The 14120-nt window shown below is 66.7% G+C and carries 11 protein-coding genes; 7 read left to right on the top strand and 4 right to left on the bottom strand.

The features are described from left to right. Positions 1–66 precede the first annotated feature (66 nt). On the bottom strand, positions 67–1539 hold the full coding sequence (locus DLM85_RS10675) for a DUF1800 domain-containing protein (RefSeq protein WP_111478111.1): 1473 nt from the start codon (positions 1537–1539) through the stop codon (positions 67–69). A gap of 111 nt (positions 1540–1650) precedes the next feature. Here DLM85_RS10675 and DLM85_RS10670 point away from each other — a divergent pair, with 111 nt between their 5' ends. Next, complete coding sequence (locus tag DLM85_RS10670) at positions 1651–2667, top strand: LLM class flavin-dependent oxidoreductase (RefSeq protein WP_111478110.1); 1017 nt, start codon at positions 1651–1653, stop codon at positions 2665–2667. 220 nt (positions 2668–2887) lie between these two features. Here the strand turns inward: DLM85_RS10670 and DLM85_RS10665 are convergent, their stop codons facing one another. Continuing rightward, positions 2888–5497: a lamin tail domain-containing protein gene (locus tag DLM85_RS10665; protein ID WP_111478109.1), complete on the bottom strand. Its 2610-nt coding sequence runs from the start codon at positions 5495–5497 to the stop codon at positions 2888–2890. Positions 5498–5658: 161 nt separating this feature from the next. On the opposite strand from DLM85_RS10665, the gene DLM85_RS10660 reads away from it, so the two are divergent. After that, positions 5659–6654 carry an aspartate-semialdehyde dehydrogenase gene (locus DLM85_RS10660; protein WP_111478108.1) on the top strand — a complete coding sequence of 332 codons (996 nt, stop codon included), beginning with the start codon at positions 5659–5661 and terminating at the stop codon, positions 6652–6654. Positions 6655–6729: 75 nt separating this feature from the next. Here DLM85_RS10660 and DLM85_RS10655 read toward each other — a convergent pair whose 3' ends face one another. Continuing rightward, positions 6730–8136, bottom strand: coding sequence for a TlpA family protein disulfide reductase (locus DLM85_RS10655; protein ID WP_165822106.1), 1407 nt, complete (start codon positions 8134–8136; stop codon positions 6730–6732). Between the two features lie 227 nt (positions 8137–8363). Between DLM85_RS10655 and DLM85_RS25460 the strand changes: the two genes are divergently transcribed. The 3 genes from DLM85_RS25460 to DLM85_RS10645 all read left to right on the top strand — a co-directional run bounded on the left by DLM85_RS25460 (position 8364) and on the right by DLM85_RS10645 (position 10556). Continuing rightward, positions 8364–8516 carry a hypothetical protein gene (locus DLM85_RS25460; protein WP_165822105.1) on the top strand — a complete coding sequence of 51 codons (153 nt, stop codon included), beginning with the start codon at positions 8364–8366 and terminating at the stop codon, positions 8514–8516. A gap of 103 nt (positions 8517–8619) precedes the next feature. Beyond that, positions 8620–9774: a TonB family protein gene (locus DLM85_RS10650; RefSeq protein ID WP_111478106.1), complete on the top strand. Its 1155-nt coding sequence runs from the start codon at positions 8620–8622 to the stop codon at positions 9772–9774. 32 nt (positions 9775–9806) lie between these two features. Then, complete coding sequence (locus tag DLM85_RS10645) at positions 9807–10556, top strand: energy transducer TonB (protein ID WP_111478105.1); 750 nt, start codon at positions 9807–9809, stop codon at positions 10554–10556. Between the two features lie 26 nt (positions 10557–10582). Here the strand turns inward: DLM85_RS10645 and DLM85_RS10640 are convergent, their stop codons facing one another. Continuing rightward, a complete protein-coding gene (locus DLM85_RS10640) occupies positions 10583–11347 on the bottom strand; it encodes an alpha/beta fold hydrolase (protein WP_111478104.1) in 765 nt (254 codons plus the stop codon). A gap of 394 nt (positions 11348–11741) precedes the next feature. Between DLM85_RS10640 and DLM85_RS25750 the strand changes: the two genes are divergently transcribed. Both DLM85_RS25750 and DLM85_RS10630 read left to right on the top strand, forming a co-directional pair. Next, complete coding sequence (locus DLM85_RS25750) at positions 11742–13574, top strand: hypothetical protein (protein WP_111478103.1); 1833 nt, start codon at positions 11742–11744, stop codon at positions 13572–13574. A 118-nt stretch (positions 13575–13692) separates the two neighbouring features. Beyond that, on the top strand, positions 13693–14070 hold the full coding sequence (locus tag DLM85_RS10630; protein ID WP_111478102.1) for an ADP-ribosylation/crystallin J1: 378 nt from the start codon (positions 13693–13695) through the stop codon (positions 14068–14070). Positions 14071–14120: the final 50 nt, after the last annotated feature.

Raw genomic sequence — 14120 nt, 5'->3', positions numbered from 1 at the left:
GCACGCAAGATACCGCAGCTTCGCTCGGCATGACGCCCTTTTCGCGTCAGTCAACCCGGTGCAGCTTTACATCAGCTGGTATTCGGGCAACGACAGCAACGCGCCGACCTGCAGACGCAGGCGTTGCTGGGGGCCACCATCTTCGAGCGCGGTTTGCTGAATCAGCGCCAGGTTTTCGGGGCGCAGCGGGGCCTGCAGCAGAAAGCCGGCCAGGGCAGCAGCTTGCTTATCGGCGGGCGTTTTCGCCACCAGAGCAGCCACGGTGGCCAGGCTCACGGGGGCGTCGCCGGCTTCCTTGCCGCGGCTGCGCAGGAGCCGTTCGCTGCGCGGCAGCTGCGGGGCCAGGTCGTTTTCGTCCTCCTTCAGCGCGATGTTGACCTCGGCCTGCTTCAGCAGCACCTGGGGCAGCTGCAGGCGCAGCAAGAGCGAGGAGGAATCAATCCAGTTGCGGCCGCCGGGCCAGCCGGCCACGTTGGGGGGCTGAAACAGCGTCTGGCCCAGGGCTTTTTGCCAGAACACCAGCTTCTGCCCGTCGGCGGGCGCGAGGCCGGCCTGCCGCTGCAGCCCCACCAGCAGCTCCACCGGCGACTTGATGCGCGTACCCACGTTGGCCGCGTCGTAAAACCAATCAGCCGAAAACAGGCGCTCCACGAGGTCCTGAATGTCGTACCCTGATTTGTAAAACGCCTCGGCCAGCGGCCCGATGTGCTGGGGGTTGGGCTGGTCGTTGACGAAGAAGCGGTAGAGCTTGGTGGTCAGAAACAGGGCCGTTTCGCGGCGCTCGGTGAGCAGGCGCAGCACGTCTTCGCCGCCGAAGGTGCCGGTCTGGCCCAGGAAGGTTTTGGGGCCGTCGTCGTGCTGCCGGGGGCGAAACTGGAACTGCCCCTGCCCGTCGAAGCCCCAGCCGGTGAAGGCGCGGGCGGCCTCCTTCACGTCCTGCTCCGAATAGTGGCCGCGGCCGATGGTAAACAGCTCCATCACCTCGCGGGCGAAGTTTTCGTTGGGGCGCTGCTTGCGGTTCTGCTGGTTGTTGAGGAATTGCAGCATGGCCGGCTCCTTGGCCACGGCCAGCAGCAGGTCGGGAAACTTGCCCAGGGCCAGGCGCCGGATGGTGTTGTGGAGCTGCAGGGCGAGGTCGGGGCGGCGCACGCGGCAGGCGAAGTGGCCGTGCCAGAAAAAGGTGAGCTTCTCGCGCAGCTGGGCCGGCGAGGTGGCCATGCGCTGCAGCCAGCCGGTGTTCATGGCGTAGAACGCGTCGCGGATCTGGCGGTTCTGCTCCTTGCGCTGCTCGGCCGTCAGCTCGCCCTTCTTCAGCGCGGGCGCCAGCGGATCCTGCTTCATATCCATCGTGGGCACGGGCGCCAGGGCCAGCGCCTCGCGGTAGCGCATCTGCGGGCTGTCGAGCGGCTGGTAGCTGGCCGCGTCGTGGAGCAGCTGCCGGAGCACCTTGCGCGGCGCCAGGCCGGCGGCCACGTCGTGGGGGCGGGGCCCGAAGCCCGCGCGCCAGAGCAGGTGCTGCACCTGTTGTTGCGTCGTCATGCTGGGTTGGACGTATTCGGGCCCGCAGGGTTTAACGGCGGTCTGGCCGGTCTGCCTTCCGGGAAACAACCCGCTCCCGCCAGCTGTTCTCGCAGCTACTCCCCGACTTCGATGCCTACGAACATACACAAATTGCCCCTGTCCCTGCTGGATCTGGCGCCCATCCTGGAGGGCCACACGCCCGCCGATACCTTCCGCAGCAGCCTCGACCTGGCCCGGCACGCTGAGCAGTGGGGCTACACGCGCTACTGGCTGGCCGAGCACCACAACATGGCCAGCATTGCCAGCTCGGCCACGGCGGTGCTCATCGGCCACATTGCCGGCGGCACCTCCACCATCCGGGTGGGCTCGGGCGGCATCATGCTGCCCAACCATGCCCCGCTTATCGTGGCCGAGCAGTTCGGCACGCTGGCCACCCTCTACCCCGGCCGCATCGACCTGGGCCTGGGCCGCGCCCCCGGCACCGACCCGCTCACCGCCCAGGCCCTGCGCCGCGACCTGCAGGGCTCCGTCAACGACTTCCCGCAGAACGTGCAGGAGCTGCTAACCTACCTCTCGGCCGAAAACCGCGCTTCCAAGGTGCGCGCCATTCCCGGCGAGGGGCTCGACGTGCCCGTCTGGCTGCTGGGTTCCAGCACCTACAGCGCGCAACTGGCGGCTTACCTGGGGCTGCCCTTCGCCTTTGCCAGCCACTTCGCACCCAGCCAATTGCAGGCCGCCCTGCACCTCTACCGCGAGAATTTCCGCCCCTCGCAGTACCTCACTGAGCCCTACGCCGCCGCCTGCGTCAACGTCATTGCCGCCGACACGAACGAGGCCGCCGAGCAGCTGGCCACGTCGTTCTACCAGCTGGCTACCAACATCGTGCGGGGCACCTCGCGGCCGATGCAGCCGCCCGTAGCGAGCATGCAGGGCCTGTGGAGCGAGATGGAAGAGGAATCCGTGCGCATGATGATGGCTTACTCCTTTATCGGCAGCGCCGCCAAAGTGGGCAAGCAGGTGGAGCAGTTCGTGCAGGCCACTCAGGTCAACGAGCTGCTGGTCGTGTCGCACATCTACGACCACGCCGCCCGCCTCCGCTCTTACGAGCTGCTGATGAGCACGCTGCGGCAGCAAGCGGCAGCGTAAGTAATTATTACAACGTCGGCCTGAGCAGAGCGAAGGACCTTCCTCGAACCCTGCAACAACTGAGAAGCGCAGCCACCAACGCCCAATCGTAAGGGCTCGGTGGCTGCGCTTTCAGTTGGTGCAGTTAATAAAAAAACGTCTGCTCGTTGTTGTTAGCAGCGGTTCAAGGTTTGAAGAAGGTCCTTCGCTCTGCTCAGGATAACGTTCTATTTCCCCGTTTCTACAGCCTCGCTCCTACTACCACCGTCTTCTTGTATTCCTTTTTCGCGCCGCCGCCGGGCTTGTATAGCTCGATGTGCAGCACGTAGTAGCCGACGGCGGCCTTGTGGCGGCTCTCGGTCAGGCCGTCCCACTGGATGAAGCCGCTGGTCGGCAGCGTTTCGTTGCGCACGAGGCGGCGGGTGAGGCGGCCCAGCGCGTCGTACACCGTCACGCTGGCAGCGTAGCCGGCCGCGTCGAGACGGTAGCCGAGGGTGGTAAAGTCCTGCTGCCCGTCGTCGTCGGGGGTGAAGACCTCGGGCTCCATCGTGAACTGCTGGCTGCTCGCCGACTCGGCCAGAAACTGCGAGTTGCGCCGGCCGGGCGTGGCGTAGCCCACGCTGCCCGCGGCCGAGTGGAAGTTTGAGCCCCGGCTCGGGCCGTCGGGCCGCAGACGCTCCAAAGATACCCCGTCGCGGGTGTCGAGCAGGGCCAGGTGCAGGTCCTGCGAGTAGTCGAACCGGTCGATGCGCGTGTTCTGGGCGTTCAGCAGGGTCACGATGCCCGCGTCGTCGGGGTACGAGGGCAGAGTGAGGGCGGGCAGGAAGGCGGCCGGCTCGCTGCTGCTGGCGTACTGGGCCTGCACCACGTCGGGGCGCGAGGTGAGCACCGCCAGCTGCCCGGGTGCCAGCACGTACGGCTCGCTGATGATGGTGCGGTTTTCGGCAATGCTGTCGGGGCGGACGCGGCCCAGCTGCCAGCCCTGCAGGTCGATGTACTTACCGGAACGGTTGAGCAGCTCCACGAAGTCCACGCCCTCGGTGCGCGGGTTGAAGAGGATTTCGTTGATAACCACGTCGCCGGGCACGGCCGCCGCGGGCAGTACCAGGGTGGCCGAGCTGAGCGGGCCCGAGGCGTTGCCCACGCAGTCGGTGGCGCGCGCGACGGTGAGCGTGTAGGGCTGATTGGCGGTGAGCGGCGCGGCCAGGGTCAGCTCCACGGCCCGGAAGTCGTAGGCCACGGGCGTCACGCGCTGCACGGCGGGGCCGCCGGCCAGGGTATAAAGGGCCGGGTTGGCGGTGAGGGCGCTGTCGAGCTTCTCGCCAAAGGTGAGGCGCAGCAGCGTGGGCGACGCGGCCACGGCCCGCAGCAGGGCGGGCGCGGTGCGGTCGGGGTTGGCGGCGCGCACCGCGTTGGCGCGGCCGGGCGTGCCCCCGCTCGGGTCGGTGCTGGCCAGCCAGTTGTCGGCCCCGCCGCAGGGGTTGCTGGTGTCAATCATTTCCAGCGTCCAGCCACCGTCCTTTTTGCTGTTGTCGCGGTACCAGGTATCGGCGTAGTTCACCTCGAAAATCTGGCGGCCGTCGCGGGCGCGCAGCAGCAGCTGGTCGCCGGTGTTGCTCAGCGAGGGGAAGTTGCTCAGGCCGAACACCTTGCCGTAGCTGGCAAACTGCGTGACGCGGGTACTGGCGCACACCACCGCGTACTCGCCCGGCAGCAGGATGGCCCCGCTGCCGAACACGGCCAGGGCCGTGTTGCCGGGCTTGGTCAGCCGCACCCCGCCCAAATCCAGCGGGCTGGTGGTCGACGGGTTGTGAATCTCGATAAACTCCGAAGCCGGCAGCCCCAGCTGCGGAGTTTCGTCGGCCAGGATTTCGGTGATGAGCAGCTGGTTCGGCCCGGGCTGAATGGGCGTGCCGTTGTACACGAACGAGGCCGTGAGCGGACCGGTGGCCACGTTGCCGTAGAGGTCGACCACGTTGCGCGCTTCCACGGTGCTGGTGCCCAGCGGAAACGTATTGGCGAAGGTCAGGTGCACCAGGCCGGGGTCGGTGGCGTCGCGGATGGCGCCGGTGGGCACCGCCCCGCTGCCCAGGCGGAAGGCCGAAGCGGGCGTATTGGCCGCCACGGGCTCGTTGAAGAGCACATCGAGCAGGGTGCCGGCCTGGGGCGTGGCGCTGCTCAGGCCGGGCTCCGTCTGGTCCGATACGCGAAAGTCGTCGAAGGAAAAGGCGCGGTTGTTGGCCGACGAATACGTCAGCAGCACGCCCAGGTACTGGCTGCGCAGGTAGGTATTGTCGGTGGCGGTGCCTTCGCTGGTGTAGCTGTTGCCGCCGGTCAGGTCGCGCTCCAGGTTCCACAGGCCGGCCGCGCTGCGCGTCACGCGCACCCGCACCACGTTGTTGGTGGTCGAGGCCAGCGTGGCGTCGGCGCCGTTGATGACGTAGGCAGCTGCGCCGGTGGCGTCCTTACGGAACAGGGCCACCTCGTCGGGGGTGCCGCCGAGGCGCACGAAATAGCCGCGGTTGCCGGCGGCTTTCAAGTCGGCCTGCTCCGAAATCAGCCACACGTCGGCGAGGTTGCCGCTGGAAGTGGCCAGGCGCAGGTTGGCCCAGAACTCCCAGGTAGTGCCCGTGACGGCCTGTCCCGGCGTCGCCAGCTGAATCTGAGTACCCGTCACGGCCGGGCCGTTGCTTTGCAGCTGCTGGGTGGTCACCTGAAAGGACGTAACGTCGCCGGTCCAGGCGGGGTTGGCGGTGAAGTCGCCGTCGGTAAAACTTTCGTTGAGCTGGGCGGCGGCGGGCGCGGCGGCCAGCAGCACCAGGCTCAGGGCGCGGAGTAATCGTAGCAGCATAGGCAGCGGGCAGGAGCAGAAAAGGCTGGTGCTGAGGCCGGCGGCCGGGGCCGGGTCACGTCGCACCGGTACGCAAGCTAAGCCATTGGCTGTAATTCCGCGCGTTTTTCCCGATTTTTGCGGGCCGCCTCGGCTGAGGTGGTTTTTCGCTGATCCTGAAGATGAAAGTAGCCGTCGTTGGTGCCACCGGCCTCGTGGGGGGCCAGATGCTGAAAGTGCTCGAAGAGCGCAACTTCCCCGTCACCGAGCTGCTGCCCGTAGCCTCCGAGAAATCGGTGGGGCAGCTGATTGAATTCAAGGGCAAGCAATACCCCGTGGTGAGCATGGACGACGCCATTGCGGCCCGCCCGGCCGTGGCCATTTTCTCGGCCGGCGGCTCGGTGAGCAAGGAGCAGGCCCCGCGCTTCGCCGCCGTGGGCACCGTGGTTATCGACAACTCCTCGGCCTGGCGCATGGACCCCACCAAGAAGCTGGTGGTGCCCGAAGTCAACGCCCGGGTGCTCACCGCGGAGGATAAAATCATTGCCAACCCCAACTGCTCCACCATTCAGATGGTGGTGGCCCTGAGCCGCCTGCACGAAGCCTACAAGGTGGAGCGCGTGGTGGTGAGCACCTACCAGAGCGTGACGGGCACCGGCAAAAAGGCCGTCGACCAGCTGATGCAGGAGCGCGCCGGCGACGTGCCGACCAACCCCGCCTACCCCCACCGCATCGACCTGAACGTGCTGCCGCACATCGACGTGTTCGAGGACAACGGCTACACCAAGGAGGAAATGAAGATGGTGAAGGAGACCAAGAAAATCATGGGCGACGAGAGCATCCGCGTGACGGCCACCACGGTGCGCATCCCGGTGCTGGGCGGCCACTCCGAAGCCCTGAACGTGGAGTTTGCCCGCGACTTCGACCTGGCGGAAGTGCGCCGCCTGCTGGCCGAAACCCCCGGCGTGGAGGTGGTCGACGACCCGGCCAACAACCGCTACCCCATGCCCCAGGACGCCCACGGCAAGGACGCCGTGCTGGTGGGCCGCCTGCGCCGCGACGAGTCGCAGCCGAACACGCTGAATATGTGGGTGGTGGCCGACAACCTGCGCAAGGGCGCCGCCACCAACGCGGTGCAGATTGCCGAGTACCTGCTGGCCGAGGGGCTGCTGAAGTAAGCCCCCTGCCCGAATAGCACAACGGGGCCGGGATGCAGCTGCATCCCGGCCCCGTTGCGTTGTGGCGCGGCGCGGCTACTTGCCCAGGGCGATATTCAGCGCGTCGATAGTGGCCTGGCCGGCGCTGGGCCGGGGTGCCGGCCCCTTCTGTAGCCGCCCCTGCCGGTCGATGATAAAATACGCCGGGATAGACTCCACGGAATAGGCTTTGGCCGCGGGCGTCTCGAAACCCTGCGCCCAGCCGTGGTGGGCATTGGCCCCGGTCAGGCCGGGCTTAGCCAGGGCGGCTTTCCAGGCTTCCTCCTTTGTGTCGACGGACACATAGAGAAACACTACGTCTTTACCGGCAAACTTCTCACGCAGCCGGGCACTGGCGGGCATTTCCAGCAGGCAGGGGCCGCACCACGAGGCCCAGAAATCCAGGTACACCACCTTGCCCCGGAAGTCGGAGAGGCGTACTTCCTTGCCGGTGGCGTCGCGCAGGGTGAAGTCGGGCGCGGGCTGGCCGCCGCTGAACTTCAGCTTGCGCTGGTACATCCGCTGCACCGGCCCCAGCAGCAGGGTGTCGGACGTCATGCGCTGCAGGGCTTGTATAAACGGCTGCGCTTGGCCGGGCCCTGCGCGGTTCAGCTGCACCATGCAGTACCGCGCCATCATCACATCGCGGGTGTGCGTGCGCCCGAAGTGCGCCGTGAGCTGGGTTGGCAGGGTCTGCGCGGTGACGGGCGGCGTAGCATTCCACAGCACGGCCATTTCATAGCACTCCACAATTGCGTTCCAACCACCACTGTTGCGGCGCATGGCCGAATCCAGCGAGGGTACCTTGCGCAGGTTATCGAATACAAAATCAGGAGCCGCCAGGGAGGGATTACCCTCACGTTTCCGCCGAAGATACGGGTACCACAGGCTGCCTGCCGCACTCTCAAAGATGATATAATCCCGAGCGTAGCGGCTGAAATCCGTTGGCAGGGGATACTTGGCGGCGTAGTCCCGCAGGAAGGTGCGCGCTATTTGGTTCAACGAGTCGCTCAGGCGTATTTCCTGCTGAGGCGTGCGCCAGGGTTTGCCGGGGCCTTCCGGGCGTGGGGCCGGGGGCGTTGTCGGTAGTGGGATATCCTCGAAGCGCAGAAAGTACGCCACCAGGTAATTGTTGGCATTGGCGCCCGAGCCCGTAAAGTGCAGTGTCTCATCAAACTCCCCGGCGTCTACGCTTAGCTGCAGCTGGTCACCTGGGGTCAGGAATAGCTCTGCCGTTTCGCCGCCGTGGGCAAACTCCACTATCTGGCTGAACGGCAGATCGGGAATCGTGAGCTGAAAATTACCGGCCGCATCCAGCTCCGCCCAGCTGCTGCGTAGCGGTGCATTGGTCACCGGGTGTCGGCCGATGAACAGGGCCACGCGCGCACCAGCAGGATGGTCGATGTGGCCGCTAACGACGGTAAGCGGTGCCGCCCCCGCGAAGCCGGCGTGAAGCAGCAGCAAAATAAACCCGAGCAAGAAACGGCATGACCGCGGCCGCAAAGCAGGAAAAAGCATCGTGTATTGATTGATAGATAGACCGCGCAATGATAAGGCGCCCCGGCCCGGCCGGCAAACGCCGGCCGCGTCTGCCGCGTAGCGCAGACGGCCCCGGGCCTGCTGAAGTAGGCATCCGGGCTTCGGGAGCTACTTTAGCCTTGCTTATTCTCCGTTCACGCATAAAATAGCCCATGAAATTGCTCCTCAGCCTGCTGCTCATCGATTGGTTTATCGTCCTGATCTGGGCCTTGCGCATCCTCGTGCCGCTGGTGACGCTGGTGGTGCTGGTGCTCGGCATCCGGGCCCTGGTCCTGATCAACTTTCCCCGAAAACCGAAACCCTGACGGCCCGCGGCCTGCGTGGGCTTCGTTCATTCGGGGTTATCTTGCCGGGCTTTAGCGGACGTTAGCTGCCGAAGCCCGGCTTTTTTTATCTTCTCTACCGATTATGCGCTTCCGCATTTTACTGGCCGCGCTGGCGCTAAGCGCCGCGGCGCAGGCCCAAACCGCCCCGCCCCCGCGCGACTCCGTGTATACCTACGCCGAGCAGATGCCGCAGCCCCAGGGCGGCATGCCGGCCCTGAAGCAGTACCTCAGCCAGCACCTGCAGTACCCGCCCGAAGCCCTGCTGCGGCGCAGCGAAGGGCGCGTATTCGTGAGCTTCGTGGTGAATGCCAGGGGCGGCATCGAGCAGGCCAAAGTCCTGAAAGACCCCGACGCGCTGCTGGGTGCCGAGGCCCTGCGCGTGGTCGGCCAGATGCCGGCCTGGGTGCCGGGCCGGCAGAACGGGCGCCCGGTGAGCGTGGCCTACACCCTGCCCATCGTGTTCAGCCTGCCGCCGGTGCAGCCGGCCCTGAGCGGCTCGCGTCCGGCCGCCGAAGGCCAGCCGGCCCGGCCGGTGGGCGGGCAGGCGGCCCTGGAAGCCTACCTGAAAAGCCACCTGACTTACCCGGAGGCCGCCCGCCAGGCGCAGGCCTCCGCGCTGGTTTTCGTGAAGATGGAAATCGACTCGCTGGGCCGGGTGGGCAAAACCTACGTGCTCACCGACATGCACCAGACGCCCCCGCGCGGCGGCGACAAGAAGGCCCTGCGCCTGGCCCACGAGCAGATGACGGCCGCCGCCCTGGCCACGCTGAGCCAGAGCCCGGCCCAGGGCCTGGCCTGGCAGCCGGCCCGCCGGCGCGAGCGGGCCATCAAGAGCAGCGCGGTGATACCGGTGCTGTTTCAGGGCCAGACGGGCACCGTGGGCGTCACGCCGGGCCTGCGCCTGTTTCCCACGGCCATGCCGGCCGTGGAGGGCGGGGTGGCGTCGCTGAGCCGGTTTCTGGGGCAGAACATTCGCTACCCGGTGGCCGCCCTGCAGGGGCGCACGGAGGGCAAGCTGATGGTGCTCTTCGAAGTGAGCGAGGCCGGGCGGGTGGAAAATCCGGTCGTTATTCAGTCTGTGTCGCCCGAAATCGATGCGGAGGCGCTGCGGGTGGTGGCCAAGCTGCCGCCCATGTACCCGGCGCTGGAAGAAGGCCAGCCCGTGCGCAGCTACCTGATTGTGCCGGTCTCGTTCAAAATCAAGACCACTACGACTATCAACCGCGTGGGGCGCTAGTCCCGGGCGCCTCTTCCTTCTTCAGATACGCCATGCATTTACGCATGCTAGTGGCCGCGCTGGCCCTGGGCGCCGGCACGGCGCAGGCCCAGACCGCCCCGGCCGGCGACACCGTGCGCGTGGGCGGCAAGGTGTATACCTACGCGGAGCAGCAGCCCCAGCCGCCCGGCGGCATGCAGGGGCTGATGAAGTTTCTGGGCAGCCACCTGCAGTACCCGCCCGAAGCCCTGCAGCAGCGCATCGAGGGCCGGGTGTTCGTCACGTTTGTCGTCAACCCGGAGGGGCGCATCGAGCAGGCCCGGGTGAGCAAGGGCGCCCACCCGCTGCTGGATGCGGAAGCGCTGCGCGTGCTGCCGCTGATGCCCGCCTGGACGCCCGGCCGGCAGCTGGGACGGCCGGTCAACGTGGCCTACACCGTGCCGGTCACGTTTCGGCTGCCGCCGGCCGCGCCGGCAGCAGCCGAGCCCGTCAAGTACCCCTACGACGTGATGGCCGAGCCGCCGGGCGGCATGGAGGGGCTGATGCGCCGCCTGGCCGGCACGCTGCGCTACCCGCCCAAGGCCCGGTCGAGCGGTATTCAGGGGCGGGTGTTCGTGCAGTTCCTGATTGATTCCGCGGGGCAGGTGCAGGAGCCGGTGGTCGTGAAGGGGGTGCATCCGCTGCTGGACGAAGAAGCGGTGCGGGTTATCCGAACCATGCCCCGCTGGACGCCGGCCCGCTACCAGGGCCGGGCCGTTCCGCTATCCTTCACGCTGCCCGTCACGTTTGGGCTGCCCCGGTAAGCGGGCGCCATCCGGCCAGAGGCCGCTTATTCCTCGCGGCCGAACACGCGGCCGGCAAAGTCGAGCACGGCGCGGCGCGTCACCTCGGGCTGCTCGAAGAAGCCGACGTGGCCCACGTTGTCGAGGATGAGCACGTGGCTTTCGGTGGGCAGGGTGAGCTGGGGCAGCAGGCTTTCGACGGTGACGGCCACGTCGTCTTTGCCGATGATGAACTGCACCGGGAAGCGGGCTTTGCGCAGCACCTCGGTGCGGTCGGGGCGCTGCTTCATGGCCTTGAGGGCGCCGATGATGCTGTCCTGGGGAGTGGCTTTGCCGATTTCTTCGAGGAAGCAGCGCTCATCGACCAGCTTTTCGCGGTTGGCGGGGGCGAAGAGCGGGCGCACGAAGGAGTCCATGAACTTCTCCACGCCGTGGCGCTCGATGAAGTCGATGTTTTTGTCGCGGTTGGCTTTGCGCTCCTCGGTGTCGGGCAGGGCGGTGCTGTGAAACAGGCTCAGGCCGGCCACCATGCTGGGGTAGCGTTCGGCAAAGGCCAGGGCCACGTAGCCGCCCATGCTGTGGCACACGAACGCGGCCCGCTCGACGCCGCGCTGGCGCAGGTACTCGGCCAGGTAGCGGGCCTGGGCCTCCATCGAGAAGTCGCGGATGTCGTGCACGTTGGTGCCGAAGCCGAGCAGGTTGGGCGTGACGAGGCGGTAGTCGTCGGGGAAGTCGCGGGTGAAAGTGGTCCAGACTTCGCGGCTTTCGGCGAAACCGTGCAGCAGTACGATGGTCGGTTGGGCGGTGCTCATGGCAGCGGGCGTGAGGGTGCGGGGTGAAGGCAAATCTACGCGGCGGACGCGGCTTGGTGGCAGCCGGGCGCGTTTGGATGCGGGTCGGGCACGCGGGGGAGCGTGTTGAAGGCGCTGGGTGGCGTGTCGGTGGTGCTGGAAACGTGTCGGGCGTGCTGGGTGGCGTGTCGGTGATGCTGGGAAGCGTTTCGGGGACGCTGGAAACGTTTCGGGCATGGTGGGAAGCGCTTCGGGCATGCTGGAAACGTTTCGGGGACGCTGGGTGGCGTTTCGGGCGTGCTGGAAACGTGTCGGGCATGGGCGGAAGCGTTTCGGGCACGGTTGGGGGCGTTTCGGGCGGGAAGTGTAGCTTCGCCGGGGCGGCTTGCGTATGCAGGCCGCTTACCCTTCCCCTATGAACCGACTTATTCCCCGGCTGGGCTTCGGCCTGTTGCTGACCGCTGCCGCCTCGCCCCTGCTGGCGCAGGTGACGGATACCACCCGCACGACTACCATTCAGCCCGCTACGCCGCCGGTGGCCGCGCCCACTCCGGTCCCAGCGCCGGCGCCCGTCGTTACGGTGCCCCCGGCGCCGGTTTCGGCCCCGGCGCGCATCGACGTGACGGATGCGAAAGCGCCGCTGCAGGCGCCGGTGTACGTGCCGCTGGACCCGGACGTGTACCGGCTGATTGACCGCTACGCCATCAAGTACGGGCCGGACTCGGTGGGCGACATTCACACCTCCACGCGGCCCTACAACCGGGCGGCGGTGGGGCGGCTGGCCGCGCGCATGGCAGCCGCGGGTAAGGTGGAGGCATTCAACCAGACGTATCTGCAGCAGGATAACTGGACGCATTCGGCGGCAGGACCAGCCGAAAGTCAGCGGCCAATCCTGAAGCACTTCTACCGCATGCCCACCGACCTCTACAGCGTCAACACGCCCGACTTTCAGCTGCGCGTCAACCCGGTGCTGAACCTGCAGGTGGGCTCGGGCTCGGATGGCTTCCTCTACACCAACACCCGCGGGGTGCAGGTGGAGGGCACCATCGACCAGCGCCTGGGCTTCTACACTTACTTCACCGACACGCAGATGCGGGTGCCGGAGTACGTGAGCAACCGCATCCGGCGCGACAACGCGGTGCCGCACGAGGGCTATTGGAAGTACTTCAAGAACCAGCAGAATCAATTTGACTTCCTCACGGCCCGGGGCTACGTCACTTACGCCGCCACCAAGCACATCAACGTGCAGCTGGGCCACGACCGGAACGTCATCGGCAACGGCTACCGCTCGCTGATTCTGTCGGACTACGCGGCGCCGTACTTCTTCCTGAAGCTGAATACGCGGGTGTGGAAGCTCAACTACCAGAACATTTTCGCGGAGCTGACGGCGGAGCGGCGCAACGTCGACACGGTGTTTCAGAAGAAGTACATGGCCCTGCACCACCTCAGCTACGACATCACGCCGGGGCTGAACGTGGGCCTGTTCGAGTCGACCATGTTCGGGCGCGGCAAGGGGCGCTTTGAGCTACAGTACCTGAACCCCATCATCTTCTACCGCAGTGTGGAGCAGGCCGTGGGCTCGAACGACAACGCCATCCTCGGGGCCGACTTCCGCTGGAACATCAAGCGCCGCGCCCAGCTCTACGGGCAGGTGGTGCTCGATGAGCTGGTGGTGAGCCAGGTGCGCTCGGGCCGGGGCTGGTGGGCCAACAAGCAGGCCTTTCAGGTGGGCGGCAAGTACCTGGACGTGTTCGGGCTGTCGAACCTGGATTTGCAGGTGGAATACAACTTCATCCGCCCCTACACCTACCAGCACCTCGACCTGTACCGCGCCTACGAGCACTACGGGCAGCCGCTGGCCCACCCCATCGGGGCCAACCTGTGGGAGCTGTTTGGGCAGCTCAGCTACCAGCCGCTGCCCCGCCTGACGCTGGTGGGCAAGGGCTTCTACTCGGTGTACGGCCTGGACGGCATCGACGCCACCACCCGGGAGCTGCTCAACTACGGCGGCAACGTGCTGCGCCCCTACACCCCGCGCCCCAACGACTACGGCAACACGGTGGCCCAGGGCCGGCGCGTAGAGCAGCTCTTCGCCGACTTCACCGCCACTTGGATGGCGCGGCCCAACCTCTGGCTCGACGCCAAGCTGGTGGCCCGCAGCGCCCTGGTCAACGGCACCCGCACGACGGGTGTGTACCCCTCGCTGGCCCTGCGCTGGAACGCGGCCCAGCGGGTGCATGAGTTCTAGACCACGGATTACTGCGGATTTTTCGGATTTCACGAATTTTGAGGACGATTGTCGTCCGGGTGGAGCCACGGCTGCAAGCCGTGGCCCCATTACTTTTACGCCTCCTTACCCGCTGATTATGCAGCATACCATCGATACCGTCACGCTGTACCGGCCCGTCAATCAGGCCGAGCTGGACTTGATTGCGCAGAGCGGGTGGCGGGCGTTTCCGCCGCGCCTGCCCGAGCAGCCGATTTTCTACCCCGTCACCAACGAGGCCTACGCGGCCCAGATAGCCCGCGACTGGAACGTGCCCTACTACGGCGTGGGCTACGTGCTGCGCTTCGCGGTGGAGGCCGCCTACGCCGCCCGCTTCCCGGTGCAGAACGTGGGCGGCCCCGCGCACGACGAGCTGTGGGTGCCGGCCGAGGAGCTGGCCGAGTTCAACCGGCACCTCGTCGGCCCGATTGAGCTGACGCAGACGTTCCGGCGGGCCGACGGAACTGTCGGCGGGTAGAAATGCGCGGCACCAATCAAGTAAACGCAGCGGGGCCACGACTGTAGCGT

This window comes from Hymenobacter edaphi (genome assembly GCF_003258365.1).
GTDB classification, from domain to species: Bacteria; Bacteroidota; Bacteroidia; order Cytophagales; family Hymenobacteraceae; genus Solirubrum; species Solirubrum edaphi.
The sequence above is the reverse complement of the archived record's forward strand: the minus strand, read 5'-3'. Positions and strand labels throughout refer to the sequence as shown.

Excerpts from the sequence above, each read along its gene's own strand:
- DLM85_RS10670 (WP_111478110.1), top strand. The coding sequence starts at position 1,651 with ATGCCTACGAACATACACAAATTGCCCCTGTCCCTGCTGGATCTGGCG.
- DLM85_RS10665 (WP_111478109.1), bottom strand. The coding sequence starts at position 5,497 with ATGCTGCTACGATTACTCCGCGCCCTGAGCCTGGTGCTGCTGGCCGCC.
- DLM85_RS10645 (WP_111478105.1), top strand. The coding sequence starts at position 9,807 with ATGCATTTACGCATGCTAGTGGCCGCGCTGGCCCTGGGCGCCGGCACG.
- DLM85_RS10675 (WP_111478111.1), bottom strand. The coding sequence starts at position 1,539 with ATGACGACGCAACAACAGGTGCAGCACCTGCTCTGGCGCGCGGGCTTC.
- DLM85_RS25460 (WP_165822105.1), top strand. The coding sequence starts at position 8,364 with ATGAAATTGCTCCTCAGCCTGCTGCTCATCGATTGGTTTATCGTCCTG.
- DLM85_RS10640 (WP_111478104.1), bottom strand. The coding sequence starts at position 11,347 with ATGAGCACCGCCCAACCGACCATCGTACTGCTGCACGGTTTCGCCGAA.
- DLM85_RS10630 (WP_111478102.1), top strand. The coding sequence starts at position 13,693 with ATGCAGCATACCATCGATACCGTCACGCTGTACCGGCCCGTCAATCAG.
- DLM85_RS10660 (WP_111478108.1), top strand. The coding sequence starts at position 5,659 with ATGAAAGTAGCCGTCGTTGGTGCCACCGGCCTCGTGGGGGGCCAGATG.
- DLM85_RS25750 (WP_111478103.1), top strand. The coding sequence starts at position 11,742 with ATGAACCGACTTATTCCCCGGCTGGGCTTCGGCCTGTTGCTGACCGCT.
- DLM85_RS10650 (WP_111478106.1), top strand. The coding sequence starts at position 8,620 with ATGCGCTTCCGCATTTTACTGGCCGCGCTGGCGCTAAGCGCCGCGGCG.